Source organism: Flavobacterium endoglycinae (assembly GCF_017352115.1).
Taxonomy (GTDB): Bacteria; Bacteroidota; Bacteroidia; order Flavobacteriales; family Flavobacteriaceae; genus Flavobacterium; species Flavobacterium endoglycinae.
In genome coordinates this window covers 5,471,473-5,496,013 of record NZ_CP071448.1, presented here as the reverse complement: position 1 = coordinate 5,496,013, position 24,541 = coordinate 5,471,473, and the positions used below count along the sequence as shown (strand labels likewise).

11 protein-coding genes are annotated in these 24,541 nt (G+C 38.5%); 8 read left to right on the top strand and 3 right to left on the bottom strand.

The annotated features are described in order from the left end of the window. Window positions 1-177 precede the first annotated feature (177 nt). The 8 genes from J0383_RS23595 (at window position 178) to J0383_RS23560 (ending at window position 15,909) form a co-directional block, all read left to right on the top strand. Complete coding sequence (locus J0383_RS23595; protein WP_207296399.1) at window positions 178-1,851, top strand: alpha-L-fucosidase; 1,674 nt, start codon at window positions 178-180, stop codon at window positions 1,849-1,851. A 63-nt stretch (window positions 1,852-1,914) separates the two neighbouring features. Continuing rightward, the gene (locus J0383_RS23590; protein ID WP_207296398.1) at window positions 1,915-5,052 is read left to right on the top strand and encodes a glycoside hydrolase family 2 TIM barrel-domain containing protein; all 3,138 of its coding nucleotides are present in this window, start codon (window positions 1,915-1,917) and stop codon (window positions 5,050-5,052) included. A 47-nt stretch (window positions 5,053-5,099) separates the two neighbouring features. Then, window positions 5,100-7,532: a sugar-binding domain-containing protein gene (locus J0383_RS23585; RefSeq protein WP_207296397.1), complete on the top strand. Its 2,433-nt coding sequence runs from the start codon at window positions 5,100-5,102 to the stop codon at window positions 7,530-7,532. Between the two features lie 100 nt (window positions 7,533-7,632). Next, window positions 7,633-8,565 carry an alpha/beta hydrolase gene (locus tag J0383_RS23580; RefSeq protein ID WP_239023194.1) on the top strand — a complete coding sequence of 311 codons (933 nt, stop codon included), beginning with the start codon at window positions 7,633-7,635 and terminating at the stop codon, window positions 8,563-8,565. Between the two features lie 503 nt (window positions 8,566-9,068). Continuing rightward, window positions 9,069-11,084: a glycoside hydrolase family 97 protein gene (locus J0383_RS23575; protein WP_239023193.1), complete on the top strand. Its 2,016-nt coding sequence runs from the start codon at window positions 9,069-9,071 to the stop codon at window positions 11,082-11,084. Between the two features lie 82 nt (window positions 11,085-11,166). Continuing rightward, the gene (locus tag J0383_RS23570; RefSeq protein ID WP_207296396.1) at window positions 11,167-13,371 is read left to right on the top strand and encodes a glycoside hydrolase family 3 C-terminal domain-containing protein; all 2,205 of its coding nucleotides are present in this window, start codon (window positions 11,167-11,169) and stop codon (window positions 13,369-13,371) included. Window positions 13,372-13,392: 21 nt separating this feature from the next. Continuing rightward, window positions 13,393-14,967 (top strand): glycoside hydrolase family 43 protein, encoded by a 1,575-nt coding sequence (locus tag J0383_RS23565; RefSeq protein ID WP_207296395.1) that lies wholly within the window; start codon window positions 13,393-13,395, stop codon window positions 14,965-14,967. 15 nt (window positions 14,968-14,982) lie between these two features. After that, window positions 14,983-15,909, top strand: a complete 927-nt coding sequence (locus J0383_RS23560; RefSeq protein WP_207296394.1) for an alpha/beta hydrolase — start codon at window positions 14,983-14,985, stop codon at window positions 15,907-15,909. A gap of 125 nt (window positions 15,910-16,034) precedes the next feature. On the opposite strand, the gene J0383_RS23555 is transcribed toward J0383_RS23560, so the two are convergent. From J0383_RS23555 to J0383_RS23545, 3 genes are all read right to left on the bottom strand, one after another. Next, window positions 16,035-20,042, bottom strand: coding sequence for a hybrid sensor histidine kinase/response regulator (locus J0383_RS23555; protein WP_207296393.1), 4,008 nt, complete (start codon window positions 20,040-20,042; stop codon window positions 16,035-16,037). Window positions 20,043-20,183: 141 nt separating this feature from the next. After that, window positions 20,184-22,133: a sialate O-acetylesterase gene (locus J0383_RS23550; RefSeq protein ID WP_207296392.1), complete on the bottom strand. Its 1,950-nt coding sequence runs from the start codon at window positions 22,131-22,133 to the stop codon at window positions 20,184-20,186. A gap of 98 nt (window positions 22,134-22,231) precedes the next feature. Beyond that, on the bottom strand, window positions 22,232-24,319 hold the full coding sequence (locus J0383_RS23545; protein WP_207296391.1) for a beta-galactosidase: 2,088 nt from the start codon (window positions 24,317-24,319) through the stop codon (window positions 22,232-22,234). Between the last annotated feature and the right edge of the window lie 222 nt (window positions 24,320-24,541).

Sequence of the window (24,541 nt, the reverse complement as noted above, 5' to 3'; positions counted from 1 at the left end):
TTAAATTGACAGAAGTCCTAACAGTAGAATAATCTCTGTTAGGACTTTGATATAAAGATTATGTACCTGTATCAGCACATTCTACTGTAAATTAGAAAGCCAATAATTTTTACCATAAAAGCCAAAAAGAAAATTTAAAAACACGTTAGCGCAAGGCTAACAAAAAATAAAATCAAAATGTATAAAAAGAATAAGAGAAAACAATTATTTACAGCTTTATGTATCTTATGTGCCAGTTTTTTACAGGCACAGCAAAAATACCAGTCGCCGGTTACAGAGAACACTGAAAAAGTTGCTGCGGGGAAATTTAAACCAACTTGGGAATCTCTTCAGCAGTATAAAACTCCTGAATGGTTTCGTAATGCTAAGTTTGGAATCTGGGCGCATTGGGGACCGCAATGTCAGCCAGAGCAGGGAGATTGGTATGGACGATATATGTATGATGAAGGTGGAGCGCAGTACAAATGGCATGTAGAGCATTATGGACACCCATCTAAAGCAGGATTTAAAGAGGTTATTAAAGATTGGAAGGCTGAAAACTGGGATCCTGAGAAAATTGTAGCACTATATAAACGAGTTGGAGCACAGTATTTTTTTGCCATGGCCAACCATCATGACAATTTGGATTTATGGAACAGCAAATACCAAGCTTGGAATTCTACAAAAGTTGGACCAAAAAAAGATATTATTTCAGGCTGGGCTGCGGCGGCCAAAAAACAAGGATTGCCATTTGGATTAAGTGTTCATGCGGCTCATGCTTGGACTTGGTTTGAAACTTCACAGCGTTCAGACAAAAAAGGACCTTATGCTGGAATTCCTTACGACGGAAAACTTACTAAAAAAGATGGTGTAGGTACTTGGTGGGAAGGGCTAGATCCGCAGGAGTTATATGCGCAAAACCATCCGCTAAGCGCTGGAAGTGCAGAAAGCATTACTTCTTTGTGGGGGCAATGGAATTGGGATAACGGAGCCTCTATTCCTTCTGCAGAATATTGCGAGAATTTTTATAACCGCACTATGGATTTAATTAATACCTATAAGCCAGACCTTCTTTATTTTGATGATACAGGGCTTCCGCTTTATCCGGTAAGTGATGCGGGCTTGAAAATAGCGGCTCATTATTACAATACCAACATGGCAGCTCATGATAATAAACTCGAAGCAGTTCTATTTGGAAAAGTACTGACTCCAGAACAGAAAAAATGTATGGTTTGGGATGTAGAAAGAGGAGTGCCTGACCAGATTCAAAACGAAGCTTGGCAGACTTGTACCTGTATTGGCGATTGGCATTACAGCAGGGCAATTTATGATGGAAATGGATATAAATCAGCTAAAACAGTTATTCAGATGCTTATTGATATTGTCAGCAAAAACGGAAACCTATTGCTAAACATACCCGTACGCGGAGATGGTTCTATTGATGATAAAGAAATCGTAATTCTCGAAGATATAGCCAAATGGATGGCGGTAAACAAAGAAAGTATTTTTGATACTCGTCCTTGGAAAGTTTTTGGCGAAGGACCAGTTGCAGACACAAGCAATCCGATAAAAGATGCAGGTTTTAACGAAGGCAAAACCAGTTTATCGCATAAAGACATTCGTTTCAACCAAAAAAACAACCTGCTTTATGTTTCAGTAATGGGAGTGCCTTCAGAAGATGTTGTGGTAAAATCTCTAGGAAAATCAAAAGAAAACAGAAAGATAAAAAGCATTAAACTGCTAGGAAGCACTGAAAAGGTAACATGGAAACAAGATAATAATTCGCTGGTGATAGAAAAGCCAAAATTTATTCCAAATAATATAGCAGTAGTCTATAAGGTACAGTATGCAAATGCTGCCAAAAGTAATTAGTATTAAATTATCAGCCACTAGGGAACAGATAGCGCTAATAGGCAATCGTTCAAACTCATCGATATGATAAAAAAAATCTTTCTCATTGCCGTGTTTTTTGCGGTTAATCTTATAGATGCCCAGCAGGTAAATGACTGGGAGAATCCAGCTGTTAATGGCATCAATAAGGAAAAACCACATGCATACGGTTTTCTTGCCGAAGAGAAAAAAAATAATCCAATGCTTTTGTCTCTTAACGGGATGTGGAAATTTAACTGGTCGGCCAATCCGCAGTCTCGACCAGCTGATTTTTACCGCAAAGATTTTTCTACTGATGCCTGGACTACTATTTTAGTGCCTGCCAGTTGGGAATTGCAAGGATTTGGAACCCCTATTTACACCAATGTGGCCTATCCCTTTAAAAGAGATATTCCAAGAGTAAGCGGCGAACCCGATGAGAGTTTTATAACTTTTAAGGAAAGAAATCCCGTTGGCAGTTATACAACTAGCTTCAAGATTCCCGAGAACTGGAGTAATAAACAGATATTCATTAATTTCGGAGGAGTCCAGTCGGCAATGTATCTTTGGGTCAATGGACATAAAGTAGGCTACAGTGAAAATTCTATGTCGCCTGCCGAGTTTGACATTACGCCATATATCGAAAAAGGAGACAATAAACTGGCCGTAGAAGTTTACAAATACTGCGATGGCAGTTATATGGAAGATCAGGATATCTGGCGTTTGGGCGGGATATTCAGAGATGTTGATCTGATTGCAAGACCTAAGACTTTTATTGGAGACTATTTTGTAAAGGCAATTCCAGACCAATCATATTCAAAAGCAGAAGTTGCCATCGATGTTCGTTTGGATAACAGACACACAGAGAATACTTCGGGCTTGAAAGTTGAGGTTGCTATAATCGGATATTCAAAATCAGGAGATTATATAGAGAAGCAGTTTCAGGCAAAAGTACCGGTTTCATTATCCGATAAAGGAATTTTTACGTTGAGCACCACATTAGATAATCCGAAACTTTGGTCAGCAGAAACACCTGATTTGTACAAGCTTGTTCTGCAGCTTAAAAATAAAAAAAATGAGATTGTAGACAGAGCCGAATGCTATTTTGGCGTTCGAAGCATCGAAGTGCGTGCAGACGTATTTTACATCAATGGCAAAGCAGTGAAATTGAAAGGTATTAACCGCCATGAAATGCATCCGCGTACCGGAAAATATATCAGCCGCCAATTTATGGTACGTGATATGGAGCTGATGAAACAAGCTAATATCAATATGATACGCACCAGCCATTATCCTGATGATCCACTGTTTTATGAACTTTGCGACAAATACGGTTTTTATGTAATGGACGAGGCAAATCAGGAATCTCATGCTTACGGTCTTGGCAATAAAGAGCTGGGCGAAGATCCGCTCTGGAAAAACACTCATATAGAACGTGCCGTTTCGCTTGTTGGAAGAGACAAAAATCATGCGTGCGTGATCATTTGGTCTCTTGGCAATGAAGGCGGTAAAGGAGAAAATATGAAAGCAATGGCAGATACCATTCGCAAACTAGATAAGACACGTCTCGTTTTTTCGGATACCCACAGGGAAATATCAGATCTCTATGATGATAGTTATTTGCATCCTGAGGATTTTAAGAAATTGGGCGAAAAGATAAAAGACAAACCTGTAATTATGCGCGAGTATGCGCATGTTATGGGAAATTCAGGCGGTAATTTGCAGGAATACTGGGATGTAATTTATGCAGATCCAAGCCTATGCGGTGCCGCAATCTGGGAATGGGACGAACACGGACTGCCAAAAGCGAAAGATGGCTCTCCGTTTAAACTTACCCAGCACCCTGATGATTATACTTTAAAAGATAGCGAATTTTGGGCGTATGGTGGAGATTTTGGCGACAAGCCCAACGATGGCAATTTTGTCATGAGAGGACTGGTTTCTTCTGATCGAAAACCATATCCCCATTATTATGAGGTGCAGAAAGTCTATCAGCCTGTTGTTTTCCAAATGCAGGATGAAAAGAAAACAAGCATTAAAGTCACGAATCGTTTTGATTTTCTGCCGCTTCAAAATTTTGATATTGAATATGAATATGTTTGCGAAGGAAAATCTTTGCAGAGAAGTATTCTGAACATAGGTTCTGTTATGCCAGGCGCTTCTGCTGTTATTGATCTCCCATATCTTCAGAACGAACAGAAAGCTTATTCTGAAATCTGCCTCAATATTTATGTAAGGCTTAAAGAAGCTGCACTTTGGGCAGAAACAGGCTATTGCATCGCCCGCGAGCAGTTTATAGTAAAACCTTATGGGTGGAAAAAAGACATTTCTGGAGCAAAGACTGTAAAAGTAAAGGAAACACCTGCTATTATTGAGCTAAAAACGGATGACATGAATTTTGTTTTCAATAAAACCAATGGTGACTTAACAAGTTGGAAGATTAAAGATCAGGAGATTTTAGTAGGACCTCTAGAGCCTTATTTCTGGAAAACGCCAAACGATAACCAGAAGCAGAGCGGTTATGCAAAAGAATTTTCAAAATGGAAAAACGCGACAGCCGATAGAGTGGTTAAAAAAGTTTCTGTAACCAGACAAGACACCATTGCTACGATAAAGTTTGATATTAACTTTCCTCGCATTGGAGCCAATTATACATTAGAATATCAGCTAAACGGAAATGGAAAATTAGGCACAAAAGCTTTTTATACGCCATTAAACGATACTATCGGACAAATTCCTAAATTTGGAATGAGACTTCGCATTCCTAAAAATTATAATGCTGTAGACTGGTATGGCCGAGGTCCTTACGAGAATTATCCAGACCGAAAAACGGCTTCTTTGTTAGGGGCATATCACAAAGAGCTAGAACATTTTATTGTTCCTTATCCAGCTCCGCAAGATAATGCAAACCGCAGCGATGTACGTTGGTTTTTGCTTGAATCTCCAAACGGAAACAGTATCAAAGTAACGGGATTACAGCCGTTGAATTTCCGCGCTTGGCCTTATACAGAAGATGATTTGGAAAATGCCAGACACGATTATCAGCTAGCCAGACGCGATTTTATCAACCTTAATATTGATCTAAATATTCATGGTGTTGGAGGTGATGATTCTTGGGGAGCAAAAACTATGGAAAAATATACCAATTCTGGCAGTAAGCCCTATGAGTTTGGATTTACTTTAGAATACCTTCAAAAGCAGTAACATCCTGTCTGTATTATTTTAGAACAGCATAAAATCAAATAACAAAAATGAATAATTCAATTCTGCATCATATACACTATTTAAAGAAAAGCATGCTGTTTTTATGCCTGCTGCTTCTAAATTTTTTATCTCTTTATGCACAGGAAAACGTAAAGAGAAAACAGCTTTTTGACGATGATTGGAGATTTTTCTTGGGGGAAGCAGCTCAAGCCTCATCTGATAATTTTAATGATAAAGATTGGCGAAAGCTAGATCTGCCTCATGATTGGAGTATCGAAGGTAAAGTTCATCCAAAAAACACTACTGGCGCAGGAGGAGGATATTTTCCAGCTGGAGTGGCTTGGTACCGAAAGACTTTTACAGTGCCAGATAATTGGAAGACCAAAAAAACAGCGATTTATTTTGAAGGGGTTTATATGAATTCCGAAGTGTTTATTAATGGTAAATCGCTTGGGGTTTATCCTTACGGATATTCTTCTTTCAGCTACGATCTTTCTCCGTATCTCAAATATGGAGAACAGAATGTGATTGCTGTGCGTGTAGACAATTCACAGCAGATGAACAGCCGTTGGTATAGCGGATCAGGAATCTACCGACATGTCTGGCTAATTCAGACCAACCCAGTTCATATAGCGCAATGGGGAACAGGAATCAGCACTTTCGAGATTTCTTCCAAAAAAGCAACAGTTCGTGTGGAAACAAAACTGATAAATGAAACCGAATCGTTACAGGAAATTACCGTTACAGCATTAATCCAAAATCCGAATTCCAATACTGCAGGGCATCGTGAAACAAAAGTAACGCTTTCTCCAAAGAGCGAAAAAATAGTGACCCAGCTTATTAAAGTAAGCAATCCAGCACTTTGGAGTCCGCAACAGCCTTCCTTATATAAAGCTTTAGTACAGGTTTCGAAACAAAAGGAAAGGTTAGACGAGAACACGACCAATTTTGGCATTCGCTCCCTCGCATTTACGGCAGAAAACGGATTTCAGCTCAACGGAAAAACAATTAAGCTCAACGGAGGATGCGTGCATCACGACAATGGCTCTTTGGGTGCCGTTGCTTTTGACCGGGCAGAACAGCGTAAAGTAGAGCTTTTAAAAGCCAGCGGATTCAACGCTGTAAGAACCTCTCATAATCCACCTTCAGAAGCCTTTTTAGATGCTTGCGACCGATTAGGTTTGCTGGTTATGGATGAATCTTTTGACTGCTGGAAAGTTGGGAAAAATAAATATGATTATTCAAATTATTTTAATGTCTGGTGGAAACGAGATTTACAGGCGATGGTGCTGCGCGACCGCAATCATCCCAGTATTTTTATGTGGAGCATTGGAAATGAAATACCTGAAAGAGAAGATCCCGATGCAGTGAATACGGCCAAAATGCTTTCTGAAGAAATAAAGAAAATCGATACAAGTCGTCCGATAACATCGGCTATTGTTAATGGCGGTAAAAATTGGGATATATTCGATCCTTTGATGGCTCAGCATGATGTTGCGGGATACAACTACAACTTAGACAAAGCACCGCAAGACCATATAAGAGTACCTTCTCGAATTATAGTCCAAACAGAATCGTATCCTAAAGATGCTTTTAAAAACTGGGAATTAGTACAGAAAAACAATTACATCATTGGAGATTTTGTATGGACAGCCATGGATTATCTGGGAGAATCTGGAATAGGACGCAGCTATTATTCAGGAGAAGTGCCTGGAGAACATTGGGAAAATGATTTTTTTCCATGGCATGGCGCTTACTGCGGAGATATAGACCTTATCGGATGGAGAAAACCTATTGCACATTATAGAGGCATGCTTTATAACGAAAAAGAAAAACTCTATATGGCAGTTAGAGAACCTGCACCAGAACCTCTGGAAATCAAGCAGACATGGTGGTCGGTATATCCTACATGGGAAAGTTGGACATGGCCTGAATATACTGGAAAAAATGTTGAGGTCGAAGTGTATTCCAAATATCCAAAGGTTAGACTGTATCTTAATGACCAGCTTTTAGGAGAAAAGCAGACGGCCGAGCAGCAAGAATTTAAAGCGGTTTTTACCGTGCCTTATGCATCAGGCATCTTAAGAGCGGTTGGTGTAGCAAATGAAAAAGAACAAGAATCCGTTACGCTGAAAACAGCAGGTGAGGCGGTGCAGATTAAATTGGCAGCCGACCGAAAAGAGATGAAAGCCGACGGACAAGATTTAACTTATATTGCAGTCGAACTAAGGGATCGAGAAGGAGTTTTGAATCCTAATGCAGACGGACGCCTTACTTTTAAAATTGAAGGACCTGGAACTATCCAAGCAGTCGATAACGCGAATCTAAAGGATTTTGAACCCTATCAATCTCTTACAAGAAAAGCTTGGCACGGAAGGGCTTTGGTCATTGTGAGAAGTGCTCATCAGAAAGGAGAAATCAAAGTAACCGTTTCTGGAGATGGATTACAACCGCAGGCCATTACTATTACATCAAATTAAACCCGTTGGGTGAAACTTTTTTAAGTTTACAAAGCTATATTTCTATCTATTTAAAGTAATTTCACCCAACGAGTTAGTAAAAAGTATTGGAATAATTAAAATGAAAGATATTTTGAAAACAAAAGGAATTAGAACCGCATTGCTTATTATGTTTATGGTAGCAGGTAAAACATTTGGACAAAGTAAAACCATTAATCTGTGGGATAAGAAAGTGCCAGGAGCCATCGCTAATGCCGATTATAAAGAAACCAATTCAGATGATAGCTGGATGCAGCGTGTAACAAATCCGAGATTAGATGTGTATCCTGCTCCTGCAGAAAAAGCAACAGGTACAGCCGTTATTATTTGTCCTGGTGGAGGTTATTCTGGAATGGCTATCGGGCACGAGGGAAAACAGGTTGCACAATGGCTTAATAGTCTTGGTATTACGGCATTTGTATTAAAATACCGATTACCAGATGCTGCTATAATGACTGATAAATCGGTTGGTCCTATGCAAGACGGACAGCGTGCCATTCGTTTGGTTAGAAGCAGAGCCAAAGAGTGGGGAATAGATCCTAAAAAGATTGGCATTATGGGTTTTTCTGCGGGTGGACATTTGGCATCTACTCTTTCTACGCATTTTAATGCAAAAGTATATGAGAGTGCAGATGCAACTAGTGCGCGTCCAGATTTCTCACTGTTAATATACCCAGTAATATCCATGCGCGAAGAGATAACACATATGGGATCGAGAATTAACCTTTTGGGCGAAAAACCATCAACCGAGCAGGTTAATAATTTTTCAAATGAACTGCAAGTCAATAGTGAAACTCCGACAGCATTTTTAGTGCATTCCATGAATGATGATGCTGTACCAGTAGAAAACAGTATAGAATATGCTTTAGCGCTAAAGAAAAATAAAATTCCTTGCGAACTTCATATCTACGAAAAAGGAGGTCACGGCTACGGACTTGGCAAATCTGGCAGCACAGAGTCGGATTGGAGTCTGGCATGCGGCAGATGGCTTAAAGCAAAAGGCTTGATCAATTAAAAGAACGTAACCCGTTTGGTGTAATTGTTCTAAACCCATAGAAACATAGATTGTATATTTTTTAAAATCTCCAAAAGAGAATTTTATTTCTTTCACATTGCTACTATGTGCAACTAGTGAAACACCTTTTTTAAGCTTTCTGAATCTATGTTTCTATGTGTTAAAATTAAATTTGGAGCAATTACACCCAACGGACAAGAACCTATATTTAATTTTTCAGCCACTATCTGTTTTTTGGAAGCAGATCTTTTTGGAAAACCATATCAATTCATCTTTATATTGTCTAAAATATTGATGATTACAACAATTATTGCCCCTTTTTAATACAAAGCGTACCGTAGTTAGCTATTTTTTCTTGTCAAATTTGCCCGTTGAAAAAACTTTGAAACTATAATTCAAAAGCACCAATATGAAGTAGTGCAGCGAGATGTCAAAAACAGTTTTTCAAAAGAGATAACGCTTACGCGAACGTTTTTAAGTTTTTTCAAAGCGTACCAAAAAACATGTATTTACTAACTAGAATAACCACACATCAAATGAACAGGAATTTATTACAGGCAATGATTTTTATATTTTTATCAGTAAGCGGATGGTCGCAAGTGCTTCACCTCAAATCTCCCAACGGAAATATTGAGTTGAATTTAGAAAACGGCGCAAAAATCAGATGGTCTGTAAAACATAAAGATACAGAAGTCATTGCTCCTTCTGCTATTTCATTAACATTGAGCAACGGAGAGGTTTTAGGAAACAATGCTAAAATTGCAAGCACTAAAAATTCGGCTTCAAACACTACTTTCGAAACGCCTGTTTATAAAAAGAAAACGGTTGTGGACCAGTACAATCAGCTGATTGTGAATTTTAAAGGGAATTTTGGTTTGATACTAAGAGCCTATAATGATGGTGTAGCATATCGTTTTTTCACAAATAAGAATAAAAAAATTACCATTGTATCTGAAGAAGCCAGTTTTAACTTTAGCCAAGATCATAAAGCTTTTGTGCCCTATGTTCGCGATTTAAGAGAAAAAGACATGTACACTTCTGCTTTTGAAGCGCTTTATGATGAAATTCCGCTTTCTAAATTTGTCAAAGATACCTTGGCTATTTCTCCGCTTCTTGTTGATTTAGGAAATGGAAAAAAAGCAGCTATTGTTGAGGCTGAACTCCAAGATTATCCGGGTATGTTTTTAACTCGCAATAATGAGGCACAATATGGGCTAAAGGGAATATTTGCCCATTATCCAAAAAAGGAGCGCTTAGGAGGCTATAATAAAATGAACTACATGGTGTCTGAGAGAGAAAACTACATTGCAGAAACAAACGGCAGCAGAAGTTTTCCTTGGAGGGCAATCATTATAAGTGAGAAAGACAGCGAACTTTTGAATAATGATATGGTTCAAAAACTTTCTTCGCCTTCACAAATTTCCGATATGAGCTGGATCAAACCCGGTAAAGTGGCTTGGGACTGGTGGAATGACTGGAATATATCGAAAGTAGATTTTAAGGCAGGAATCAATACGCAGACTTATAAATATTATATCGATTTTGCTTCTAAAAATAATATTGAATATGTGGTCATAGACGAGGGATGGAGCGAAGAAACCGATATCTTGAAGATTTCGCCAGCTATGGACATTAAAGAACTTATCGAATACGGGAAACAAAAAAATGTTGGAATCATTCTTTGGGCTTCATGGTATGCTATAAATCAGGTTTTAGATGATGCGTTTACCAAGTATTCGAATATGGGAGTAAAAGGCTTTAAAATAGATTTCATAGACCGCGACGATCAGAAAATGGTAAATTCTCTTTATAATATTGCCAAAAAAGCAACTTCTTATAAACTTCTTATTGACTATCATGGAATGTATAAGCCAACGGGTATTCAAAGAACGTATCCTAATATTGTGAATTTTGAAGGCGTTAAAGGATTGGAAAATGCCAAATGGACACCACATGATGACATGCCGCATTATGAAGCGAGTATACCTTTTATAAGAATGCTGGCTGGCCCTATGGACTATACGCCTGGAGCTATGCGTAATGCGACAAAAGCAGATTTTCGCCCAAGCAATTCACTTCCTATGAGCCAAGGTACAAGATGTCATCAGCTGGGAATGTATGTTCTTTATGAAGCACCGCTGCAAATGATGGCAGATAGCCCAACAGCTTACATGAAAGAGCAGGAAAGCACCACATTTATATCTCAAATTCCAACCACTTTTGATGAAACTGTGGCGCTGGATGGAAAAGTGAGCGAATACGCTGCCATTGCTAGAAAAAAAGGTAATACGTGGTTTGTAGGGGGACTAACCAATTGGTCGGCTAGAGAAATAGAATTCGATTTATCTTTCCTTGAAAAAGGAACCTTTACAGCAGAAATTTTTAAAGACGGATTGAATGCTGAAAAAGACCCAACAGATTACAAACGCGAAATAATTGAAGTGACCAATGCCAGCAAATTGAAAGTGCAAATGGCACCTGGAGGCGGTTTTGCAATTATAATTAATCCTGAAAAGTAGTTAAAATTTCTCGGAATTGTTCTTTTGCCATTGGGGCAAATATTGTTCCGTAACCTAATAATGAATTAGAAAGTATACTATAATGAAAAAAAGATATATCACTGTTTTACTATTACTATATTTTTTCCTCTCGCCATTTTTTGGATGGGCGCAATCTGCTCTTTATTTAGATGAAAGCCAGTCAATAGAAGTTCGTGTAAAGGATGCCTTATCGCGAATGACAGTAGAAGAAAAAGTGGCACTTTGCCATGCACAGTCAAAGTTCAGTTCTAAAGGAGTTCCGCGTTTAGGCATACCAGATGTATGGTCATCAGACGGATCGCACGGAGTGAGCGATGAAAAATTGTGGGATGAATGGAACTCGGCACAATGGACAAATGACTCCTGCACTGCTTTTCCTGCTTTAACGTGTCTTGCGGCAACATTCAACCCAAAGATAGCAAAGCTTTACGGCACATCTATTGGCGAAGAAGCCCGATACCGAAACAAAACCATGCTGTTAGGGCCTGGCGTTAATATTTACCGTACGCCACTTAATGGGCGAAATTTCGAATACATGGGCGAAGATCCTTTTTTGGCTTCGCGATTGGTAGTTCCGTATGTGCAAGGCGTGCAGTCTAATGGTGTCGCGGCGTGCGTAAAACATTTCGCCCTGAACAATCAGGAAATTGCCCGTGGTGAAATTAATGTCAACGTAAGCGATCGCGCCTTGCACGAGATTTATCTTCCGGCTTTCAAAGCTGCAGTTCAGGAAGGAAACGTATGGTCTATCATGGGAGCTTATAACAAAATATGGGGCGTGCACTGCTGCCATAACGATATTTTACTCAACCAAATCTTAAAAACTGACTGGAAATTTGATGGTGTGGTAGTTAGTGATTGGGGAGGTGTGCACAATACTGATGAAGCGGTCAATGGCGGACTTGATATTGAAATGGGCACTTATACAAACGGATTGACTACGCAAGGGCATTTTCCTTTTTCGAGTTATTATTTAGCCGATCCTTTTCTGAAAGTAATTAAATCGGGTAAATACGAAATGTCGAAACTTGACGATAAAGCAAGCCGAATTCTACGAATGATTTTCCGCACTACGATGAGTGCGAATCGTCCTTATGGCCGTTTTGTTTCGCCAGAACATAGCGATGCAGCTCGAAAAATAGCACAAGAAGGAATCGTATTGCTTAAAAATGAGAAACAATTTTTACCTATTCCAGAAGGCAGATATAAAAAAATTGCGATTATAGGTGAAAATGCCGTGAAAAGTCTGATTGTTGGTGGCGGTTCTACGTCATTGAAAGCAGCTTACGAAATTTCTCCTTTACAGGGATTAAAGAATAAATACGGCGAAAATAATATTGTTTACAGTATGGGATATGCTTCGGGAAGACCGCTTTATGGCGCCGAAGAACCCTCTAAATTAAACGTTGATTCTTTGCAAAACGCAGCAATTGAAACTGCCCGCCATGCAGATATAGTGCTCTTTGTTGGAGGGTTGAATAAAAATTATTTTCAAGATTGTGAAAGCGGAGACCGTAAATCGTTGAGTCTGCCGTTTGGTCAAGACAAGCTGATTGAAGAAATACAGAAAGTAAACAATAATGTTGCGGTTGTTCTATTAAGCGGAAATGCGATTTTAATGCCTTGGCTTAACAAAGCAAAAGCCGTTGTACAAGGATGGTATTTGGGCTCGGAAGCAGGAAATGCTTTGGCTGATATTATTTCTGGCGAAGCAAACCCGTCAGGAAAACTTCCGATTTCATTTCCTAAAAAATTGGAAGATGTTGGAGCACATGCTTTTGATCAACTTTGTTATCCAGGTGATGGAAAAAATGTCTATTATAAAGAAGACATCTTAGTAGGATACCGTTGGTATGATACTAAAAAAATTCCTGTGCTTTTTCCTTTCGGATATGGATTGAGCTACACTACATTCCAGTACGGAAAGCCAGCTGTTTCTTCAAAAACGATTACAGCTGCTGACTCTTTAGAGGTAACAGTTTCCGTAAAAAACACAGGAAAAGTGGCAGGAAAAGAAGTTGTACAGCTTTATATTAATGACGAAACGTCAAGCCTGCCTCGTCCAACTAAAGAATTAAAAGGATTTGAAAAAATTTCGCTTGAGCCGGGAGAAGGAAAAATAGTGCGTTTTACTTTAACAAAAGAAGATCTTTCTTATTACGATGACACTAAAAAAGAATGGATTGCAGAACCAGGCAAATTCAGAATAATGATTGGAGCTTCGGCTGCTGATATTAGAGGAGTGGCAGATTTTAATTTAAAATAAAGCATTGCAATAATTTGCATTATGAAAAGAATAATTATCCTTTTAATCAGTATAGTTGGGTGCTGCCATTTCTTGAATGCGCAAGGATACAAAAATCCGGTTATTTCAGGATTTCATCCCGATCCGAGTGTTTGCAGGGTTGGAGATGACTATTATTTGGTGACTTCTAGCTTTGAGTACTTTCCGGGAGTTCCCGTTTTTCACAGTAAAGATTTAATCAATTGGACTAAAATTGGGCATTGTCTTACGCGTGCTTCTCAGCTCAAATTAGACAAATGTGCTCCTTCGGCTGGAATTTATGCTCCAACAATCCGTTATCATGAAGGGCGTTTTTATATGGTTACGACCAATGTATCGGGCGGAGGAAATTTTTATGTGCATACCGATAATCCTGCAGGAGAATGGTCAGAACCCGTTTTTGTCGATCAAGGCGGTATAGATCCTTCTTTATATTTTGAGGATGGCAAATCATATTTTGTATCGAATCAGAATGGCATTACGATCTGCGAAATTGATATTAAAACAGGAAAAAAACTCACCAAAGGACAAACGGTGTGGAATGGAACAGGAGGACGCTATCCTGAAGCGCCGCACATTTATAAAAAAGACGGTTTGTATTATCTGCTTATTTCAGAAGGAGGAACAGAATATGGCCATAAAATAACCATAGCGCGAAGCAGGAACATTTACGGACCTTACGAATCCAATCCTGCCAATCCGATTTTGACGCATATTAACGAAATTGCTCAGAGCAATCCGATTCAAGGCACAGGACATGGCGATTTTATTCAGGCACATGATGGTTCTTGGTGGATTGTCTTTCTAGGCTTCCGTCCGCAGAGTTTGTTGCACCATGTGTTAGGTCGAGAAACATTTTTAGCTCCTGTAAGATGGGATGCAAATGCTTGGCCCGTAATAAATGGCAATGGCACGGTTAATATAGATATGAATGTGCCTACTTTACCGGTACAAGCAGTAAAACCTCATGATTATTCTACTAATTTTGATGAAATAAAGCTCGGAACCGATTGGAATTATCTCAGAAATCCTTTCCTACAGCAATATTCACTTAGCGAAAAGAAAGGTTCATTGCGATTAAAAGCCACTTCAGTATCTTTAGACGACAACGATTCGCCAACCTTTGTAGGACGCAGACAGGAACATATTGATTTTTCAGCTTCCACCGTGATGTCATTAAATAATGCAAAAGATGGAGATGAAGCGGGTATGACTATCTACTACTCCAGTCAGGCGCATTACGACCTTTTTTTGAAAAAAACAGAAAAAGGCAAAAACAAATTAGTGTTGCGTTATAAAATGGGCATACTGAACCATACCGCATCTGAAGTGGAAATTCCTGCAGATAAGATTTATTTGAAAGTGGAAGGCAATAAGGATTTTTATAGCTTCTACTATTCTTTGGATGGAAAAGAATTTAAGTTTTTAGATAAAATCAATATTTGGTACCTAAGTTCTGAGACCAATGGAGGTTTTACAGGCGTGTATGTTGGACTATATGCTACATCGCAAAACAAAAATACCAAAGCATTTGCTGATTTTGATAGTTTTACCTATCAGCCTGGTAAAGCAGAATAAATAAATGGATGGATTATGAAAAATAAAACGAGATTAATTACGATGTTAGCTTTGGTCTGTTGGTCTATAGTACACTCCCAAACAGAGAATACTACGGATAAAAAATTAAACCTACAGCCCATAGTATTTAATACCGACGACAAACCAGCATTTCCAGATCCGCCACAAGGATTTAGGGACAAGCATGCAGAATTGGCTTCGGGAAAACTGACAGTGGTTCAGTACAATTCTAAAACATTGGGCACACGTCGCGAAATGACAGTCTACACCCCTGCAGGTTATGCATCTGATAAAAAATACCCAGTGCTTTATCTGCTCCATGGACTTAATTCAGATAAAGGACAATGGACTGACTGGATTCGTGCGCAGGATGTTATAGATAATTTAATCCGTGACGGAAAAATCAAACCAATGCTGGTGGTTTTTCCCAACTGCAACTCAAGCATCACTGTTGAAAATCCAACTCCAGACCAAGAGAAAGAGAAAGAAATTGGATATAAAAGTTATGGAGTATCTTTTGAGAAAGATCTTCTGAAGGATATCATTCCGTATATTGAAGCAAATTATGCAGTATACCGCAATCGAGAGCAGCGAGCTTTAGCAGGTTTATCTATGGGAGGAGGGCAATCTCTGAATATTGGCCTTTCTCATATTGATACTTTTGCTTTTGTTGGAGGCTTTTCTTCAGCACCTAATACAAATGAAGTGGGAGGACTTTCTACTCTTAAACTTGTGCCTGACGTAAAAGCAGCAAGAAAAGATCTTAAAGTATTGTGGGTTTCTTGTGGCAATAAAGACTGGCTTTTTAATGTGAGCCAGCGCATTCATAGTTGCTTAAAGACCAATCAAGTGCCTCATGTGTGGCATGTAGATAGCAATGCGCACGATGATGTAGAATGGGCCAACAACCTGTATCTTTTCTCGCAGCATATTTTCAAATAAAAAATTCTTTTAAGCAGTTTATAGCCGTTTTTTGAAACACTTTTAAATAAAACGAATATAGTCTGAGAAAATAAAAAAAAGCAGCCTTAATGATGATTAAAGGCTGCTTTTTTATTGCGTTGTTTTTATAGTTTTTTGTGAAGTTTTAAATACTCGGAAGGAGATAAACCAAACTCTTCACGGAAATATTTTGAAAATCTTTTGGGCGAATTAAATCCAACTTCGTAGGCTATTTGCGAAACCTGCAGCTGACTTTTATCCAGAAGCTGGCGTCCTCTTTTCAAACGTATGGTTCGAATGAATTCTGCAGGTCCTTTACCCGTTATGAACATCAGTTTTTTGTACAGATGTCCTCGGCTTAAGCCTAAAATATCGCCTAGATTTTCTACAGAAAATTCAGTATCGCTGATATGCTGCTCTACGGCTTTTATTGCTTTTTCGATAAAAATTTCATCTAAGGAGGTAATGGTAATCTCCTGCGGATTAACGTCTATTTTTTGTTTAAACGCAGCATGGCTTTTTTTCGTCCATTCGATAAATTTATTAATTCGAAGTTTGAGAATATGGATGTTAAAAGGTTTGGTGATATAATCATCTGCTCCGTATTTTAATCCGTCAATATGATATTCTTCAGCAGTGCGCGCTGTGAGCAGAATTACAGGAATATGAGACCAGTAAATATTGGTTTTGACCAATTTACAAAGCTCAATTCCATCCATTACAGGCATCATTACATCACTTACAATAACCGTAATATTGTGTTTTTGCAACAGTTCGATAGCCTCTTGGCCATTATGAGCTGTAAGCACTGTAAAGTTGTCTTTTAGATTGTCTTCTATAAATTCGCACAGGTCTTTATTGTCATCTACAAAAAGAACCACTTGTTCAGTAAGACTTTCTGTTTTTTCCTCTTCAATGTTTGGGATATCAATAGTAGCAGGACTAAGCATCAAATTCTTTTCAGAGCTTTCTCTAATTGGGATCTTAAAGGTAAATACACACCCATGCGGAATATTATCTTCAATGGTTATGGTGCCTCCATGAAGATGTATGTATTCATTTGCAATATGCAATCCAAGACCGCTGCCTGTTTCATTCTGGCTTTGTTCTCCTTGATAAAATCTCTCAAATACAAGCGGTTTATCTTTATCGCTGATTCCCGAACCGGTGTCGCGAACTTTGACGCAGACTTGAGTAGCATCGCGGCTAATTTCTACCTGAATTTTTCCTCCATCAGGAGTATATTTAAAAGCATTTGAAAGCAGATTGGTAAGTGTTTTTTGAATCTTATCTTTATCAAATTCCATAAGCAGACTCTCTATTTCGCTTTCAAAAGACAATTGGATATGGCGTTCCGTAGCATAAACATTAAACGAACTGCAAATGTCCTCGGCGAAACTTACAAACTCTGATGCCTTTAAGTTTAAGCTAACGATTCCTGCATCTAATTTGCGAAAATCTAGCAGCGAATTGATTAAAGATAGAAGCTGCTGTGCATTTTTATGGATAACATTTATTTTCTTTTTCATGGTCTCATCCATAGCATCGTTTAACAGCACTTGCAGAGGTGTTATGATAAGGGTGAGAGGAGTTCTTAGATCATGGCTTATGTTGGTGAAAAAGTTCAGCTTCATTTCGTTAATCTGCCATTCTTTCTCGCGATTCATTTTCTCGCGCTGTTCTTCTAATTTTAAATGATGGCGAATTTTTGATCTGCGTACGGTATACCATATAATACCCGCGATCGTGAGTCCATAAAAAAGATACGCCCATACGGTTAGATAAAAAGGAGGCAATACATTCAACGCCAATACTTTGATATTATCGTTCCATCCAGAAGCATTATCATACGCTTTTACCAAAAGCTTGTAATTGCCAGCTGGCAAAGCAGAAATTACAATTTTATTGTCCTGAATAGGAATCCATTCCGAATTAAAACCTTCGATCTTGTAAAAATACTTGACCTTATCGGCATTTAATAAATCTGTACTCGTAAACTTAAGGGTAATAAGCCTGTCATCGTGCCTTAAAGTAAGCTTGGAAAGCAGTTCTGTCGAATGCTGCAACAATTTATGCCCATTATAGATAGAATCTACTTCTATAGTCTGATTTCCAAGAGTTAGTCCTGTAAAAATAATTTTTGAAACCGGCTTGTTTTCTTTTAGCAGTTTGTTAGGATTGATTATGGTATATCCGTCCAGATTGCCAAGCAAAATATCACCGTTTCTTAATTGCAGTATAGAGTGTTTGTTGAAATAATTATCCATCAGTCCATCCTTAACCGAATAGTTTTTACTGCTTATGGATAAGTTATCATTTGCATCATAACTGACAGTTAAAATAGAAAGCCCATTGGGTGTTGTAACCCAGATGTTATTGCGATTGTCTTCCAGTATCGCGCTGACAGAATTGTCGCAAAGGCCATTTGACTTGTTGAAGTAATAAATGGTATCTTTTTTGGGATCCCAAACATTAAGGCCATCATTGTGGGCAATCCACAAAATATTGTGTTTGTCTTTGTAGACCGTAGAAATCTGAAAGTGTTTGAATTTTTGCGTTCCTTTTTTATTGCCATACGAGATGACATTTTTATTGTTGGTGATATCAATATTGAAAAGTCCGTAACCCGTGCCCAGCAAAAGCTCATCGCCTGAATCGTAAAACATGTCGAGTGCAAAAACTTGATCTTCAAATACAGAAATCACAGAATCAAAACTAGTGGCATCGGACGGAAGCTGCTGTATTTTTCCTCCCATAGACCCTATCCAGATATTGCCATAGCGGTCCTGTTTTAAGTTCCAGACATTGTTGTTGCTTAATTTGCTGTTTTTCGTGGTATATTGGCTTATAACGCCATTTTGCCAGCAAAACAGTCCGTTTTGATAAGTGCCGATCCAAATGCGGTTTTTGCGATCTTCCAATAAAGAGGTAATTGCAGCTTTGGGAAATGGAATTCGAGAAGTATTTCCTGTTTTTTTATCTTTTTTAAAAAGTCCCTTTCCATCTGTTGCAATCCAGAGATCTTCATTGTGATCCTCCATTATAGCGCTAATATCAGAGCATTCAGGATGTTTGAAATTGATAAAGTTTTTAAAGCTTTCATTAAAAAAAGAAAGCCCTTTTTTGCTGTGTCCAATCCAGATAGTCCTATCGTTGTCGCGATATAGGCAAGTGATATTGTTGGATGGCAGAGAATTGTCTTTGTTTGGGGTTTGAACACAGTTTGTTATGCTGTTTTTTGATTTGTCAAAAATAAAAAGCCCTTTATGATCTGTTCCAATCCATATTTCGCCTGGCTTATTTTCGATAATGCTGCTAACGAAATTAATGTCGCTGTCTACACTAGATTTTAAGGTTATAGAGCTCCATTTTTTCCTCTGATCATCGCGATAGAAAACTTCATTAGGATTATTGCTGAAATAGGCCCATAATCCGTTGTCGCTGTCCAGAAAAATGATATGCCAATCGTCAGTTCCGTTTTTTCTGTTGTGAGTTGGGAGTTTAATGGTTTTAATATGACCTTTAGTGCTATTTAGCTGCCAGCACTTTTGAGAATTTTCAACGCAATATACAGACTCGCCATCATCTGTTACGCTTACAGCAAAAGGGTCTTCAATGTTTACGCCTGTAAAGATGGAAGTATGCCTATTTTTTACATCATAGAAAAATATGTTTTTTTTATTAAAAACCCATAAATTCTTTTTCTTGTCTACATAAATTTTACAGTTGGCATCTGCGCGAATGTGCAACTTATTTAAAAGAGAAGTGATGTCCGTAATAAAGCAGTCCTTATCTCTGTTATATATCGCATTATCATGTCCAAAATTGACCCATATATTGCCCATGTCGTCTTCTTGAAGACCTAAAATATCGTTGGAAATTAAGCTATTGGGCTTTTTAGAGTTGGTCGTGTAAACCTTGAATTCGTAACCATCATATCGATTAAGTCCAGTTTCAGTGCCAATCCATAAAAAACCGTAACTGTCCCTTAGAAATGTCTTGACATTGGTGCTCGAAAACCCTTCGCTGGTTTTTAACTGGTGAAAAATATAATTGGGCTGCGCAGGAAGGCTTTGGAAAAAAAATATTCCAAAAAAAATAAGAAACAATAAGAGGACTTTATGCTTTTTCATTCGGTCTAAATTAATGATTTATCTGCAGCTGCAGTATCAGAAGGGCTGTTTTTATCTAAAATCGCAGTCAGCATTCCAATCCGTATCGATTCTATTTCTTTTAGAATCGATACGGACATTTGAAATGTGTAGTATGTTTAATTATTTTTCAAAGTTGTATTTAATGCCTTTTGTGATGCTATTCCAGTCGTCTGTTCGAAAAGGAACAGCAGGGAAATTTTCAGCATTGTGCAGATTACAGTCGCTGGCATCGTCGGCCCAACCGTAGCGAACTGCTTCTGGATTTTGAACCTGATCGTTCCATACCAAAAGCTGACTGCCTTTTATTTGAGCTTTGGCATAATGAAAAACATGATCTGATCCTGCAATTTCAAATCCTTTTACGTATTGGTATCTATCATGAACCAGTAAACCGCTTTCGGCATTGTCAAATGTTAAGAGAATCTGATTGCCTTTTGTTTCCATAGATTTGTATGCTGGTCCGCTGAAAACATTTCCTTTTTCATATACTTTATTCAAGGCAATGGCAGCCAGTCTGTATCCTACGTCTTGTTTGTTTTTTGGATGAATATCCTTCGGATCTCCAATATCGGCTGTAACACACATACCAGTATTGGCAACAGTTTGAAGGGTGAAATTCTGAGCCTCTCTTAACTCTGCCCAATAGCTGCCAGTTTTGCTGTTTCCTCCAAACTCATTAAAAGAAGACAATTGGACAAAAAAGAAAGGAAAATCTCCTTGATGCCATTTGTTTCTCCAATCGTTAATCAATGACGGAAAAGCTTTTTTATATTGTTCGGCGCGTGTAGCATTTGCCTCTCCCTGATACCATAAAACTCCTTGAATAGCATACGGAATCAAAGGATTGATCATGGCATTGTAAAGAAGGGAAGGATAGCTGTTTGGAGACAAGTCTGTTCTGATTTCTGTAACCTGAAACTTCCATTTTCCTGCAAGTGGTACAATGGTACTGCCTGCAGTTAATTTTAAGTCAGCCTCATCACCAAAAATTCCGCCTCCTCCGCTGTAATCCGTTACTCGTACGGCAATAGTGTTAAGACCTTCTTTAAGCGTTCCTGCAGGTACTTTATATATTCTTTTTTTGTCCCATTGGGTATTCTTTCCCACTTCAATTCCATTTACATAAGAAAGATCTTCATCGTCTATTTTGCCCAGCTCCAATAAAGCCTCTTTACCAGCATCTTCTTTTGAAATCATAAAAGATTTGCGCATCCAGACTGTGCCGTCTAAACTGCCCAATTGCTGGTTCCACAATTGTGGCACGTGCATTTCTGGCCACGAACTATCGTCAAAGTTTGTTGTTTTGTATTGACTTTCTGAGTTTGAAGTGATTTTAGATCCTTGAAGGTTTTCAATCTGTACTTTTAGTGTAGCCAGTTTATTTTTCAGCAATGAATCCATTGGGATTTTCGGTAGTTCGGCAATCATACTGCTGAATTCTGGACTTTTTTCAAAAGCATCTCTGCTGGTCCATGTTTCCACGCAGGTGCCTCCCCAAGAGGAGTTTATTATTCCGATTGGGATTTTTAATTCATTGTATATTTTTTTGGCAAAAAAATAGCCCACGGCTGTAAAAGCTCCTGTATTTTTTTTGCTGCTTTCTTTCCAAATTCCTGCTTTGAGCTCTTCTTTAGGTGCCGAGTTTAAATCTTTGTCTACTAAAAATTGACGTATCCAAGGATTATCTGCCTGATTGATTTCATAATCAGCATTTCGTGCCTGAGCAACTGGCCATTCCATATTTGACTGTCCGCTGCATACCCAGACTTCTCCCACTAGCACATTTTCAATGGTAATGCTGTTGTTTCCTTTAATGGTCATTTTAAAAGGACCGCCAGCTTTTTCAGGTTTCAGGTACAAAAGCCATTTTCCGTTTTTGTCTGCTTTAGTTTTCTGGGTTTGTTTATTAAAAGTGACTTCAATTTTTTCTCCAGAATTGGCCCAGCCCCAAACAGAAATGGGTTTGTTGCGCTGTAAGACCATTCCGTCGCTAAAAAGCAATGGCATTTTTACATTTGCATTTGCACACAAACTCAAGGCAAAAAGCAAAGCGATTAGATTTTTTTTCATTTTTGGTTGGTTTAAATTTATAGTTAGTCAGTGTTGAAACCTGCAACAGGAGCTGCAGGAATCTTTAATAATTATGGCTGTTTAGAAAAAAGTCATTTTTATTGCTGCCAAACGGTTACGCCTCCTGGCGGTACAGTTTTACCGCCAATTAAAATATTTGCAGTGTTGGATATTTTTTCGATCTGGTAATCTTCTGAAGAATAATTGACTGCGATCCAGAATCCGTCGCGCCAGCTAACGTAAACTCCTTTAGGATAATGCTCAACAGTGATCCCAGCCTGATTATACACCTGCTGCAGGACTTCTTTTTCAAGTTGGCCATCGTATGTATCGGTGCCAATATAAGTAACGGTTCCTTTTCCTATTTTGTTGGTCACCACAGCTGCCGTGCCTGCATAAAATTGGTTGGTGTACTTAGCAAGGACATTTTCAGGTTTATTGGCTTTTACTAAATCTGCCCAGTTGTTCCAGTAATACTCTTTTCCGAAACCTTGGATAGTTCCTTTTGCATAAGGCAAAAGATGGTCAAAGTCTTCAATTTTGGCATCGATTAAAGGATAAATAGGAGCACCCCATCCTGCTTGGAATAAATGGCCGTTTTTGTCTTTAACAGCCGTACGCACGGTTAGAATTAAATGCCCGCCTTGTTTTACATATTCTGCCCATTTGGCAATAAGTTTCTCATCGGCTATTTCGTAAGCAGGAGCAACCACAACCGCATAAGAATCTAATGGTTCGTTTTCATAAATTATTTCTGCGGGAGCTCCGTATGATTTTACGATTTCAAGATATTTTTGAAAAAAAGATAGCGTATTCCATTGGCTTGTTTGCGCTTGACGGCCCATGCTCCAGGAATTGTCATAATTCCATAATAAAGCAGTTCTTCGAGCCTTAATTTCTTTAGGCATTTCTACCTTCGGATTATAAGCTTTTCTTAATAATTTCATTTCCTGCATCGTCTGCTGGTAATCTTTTCCTCCTTGAGATAAGGTAGTTCCATCAAGTTTTGTAATGCCGCTGTGGTACTGCTCTGCACCGTAATTGATTTGACGGTAACGATAAGAACAGGCAAAAGACATGCCTTCGGCCATACAATGATAAAGCCAAATACGCACTACGCCAGGCTGCAGCAAAGGATTAACATTTCCCCAATTGACAAAACCAGGCTGAAGTTCCATAATTCCTGAAATATTATCTCTGGTTTTAAAGAAGCTCAAGGCAAAAGAAAGTTCTTGAGGATCGCCAAGGCGAAATCCTTTGTCTCCAATATTAGCAACTCCTTTGTTAGGATAGCTGGTAAAAGAGTTAAAATCGAGTTTTTTTGTTCTTCTAGGATCTGCTGATGGAGTAGTAGCGGTATAATTTGTTGTTACAAACTGATTTTTAGCAATTAAAGGTCTGATAATGTCTGCCTGAAAATCTAAAAAATCGGCCTGCGTATCGGCAGTATATCGTTTGAAGTCCAGCAAGGCATGCGGATTGATTCCCCACCACCCAACATGATCTGCATTTGGAATTTTAACTTGGTCAAAACTGCTGTAGGTCTGACTCCAGAAAGAGGCTCCCCATGCCGTATTTAAAGCGCTTATGGTGCGGTATTTATTCTCTAGCCATTTGCGGAAAGCGTCTTGTGAAGAAGGGCTGTAATCTTCTTTGGCTTCTGGCTCGTTGTCGAGCTGCCATCCAATTACATTTGGATTATGGCCGTAGCGCGCTGCCAATTTGCTAATGATGTTTTTAGAAAAATTTCTCCATACGGGATTGCTCAAAGACTGCTGTGCTCTTGTTCCGTGTTCAGCCCTTTGATAATGGCTGTCCATCAGATAGATTTCAGGATATTTAATGCCCATCCAAACGGGTGAAATTGCTGTAGGTGTGCCTAAAATAACTTTCAATTTGTATTTTCCAGCCAAATCGATCACTTCATCAAGCCATTCAAATTTGTAAAGTCCTTCTTCGGGTTCCATGTCTATCCATGCAAATTCTGCTATGTGAATAAACTCAAAACCAGTCTTAGAAATATTGCTGATGTCTCTTTCCCAATCTTTTTTATTCCAGTGTTCTGGATAGTAATAAATCCCCATTGCCATCAGATTTTCTTTAGGAAAGAAAACAGGAGATTTCTGAGCCATTACGCCTGCTGAAGCCAGCAGTAATAAACAAATGATATATTTTTTTAGTTTCATGGATCTATATTTTTCTAAATCAATTAAGCCCTGCATTAAAGCTGTTTTAACAGGTGCTGGATACGATTGTTTTAAGATGAAACCGTTGGGTGAAATTATTTTAACACATAGAAACATAGCCTTTAGGTGATTCATTTAAGGTGTTTCACTTAGAATAGTACACATTAGCACTATGTGTTAAAGCTTGCTTTTTCTATACTCTTAAGCAGAAGCAATAAAAAT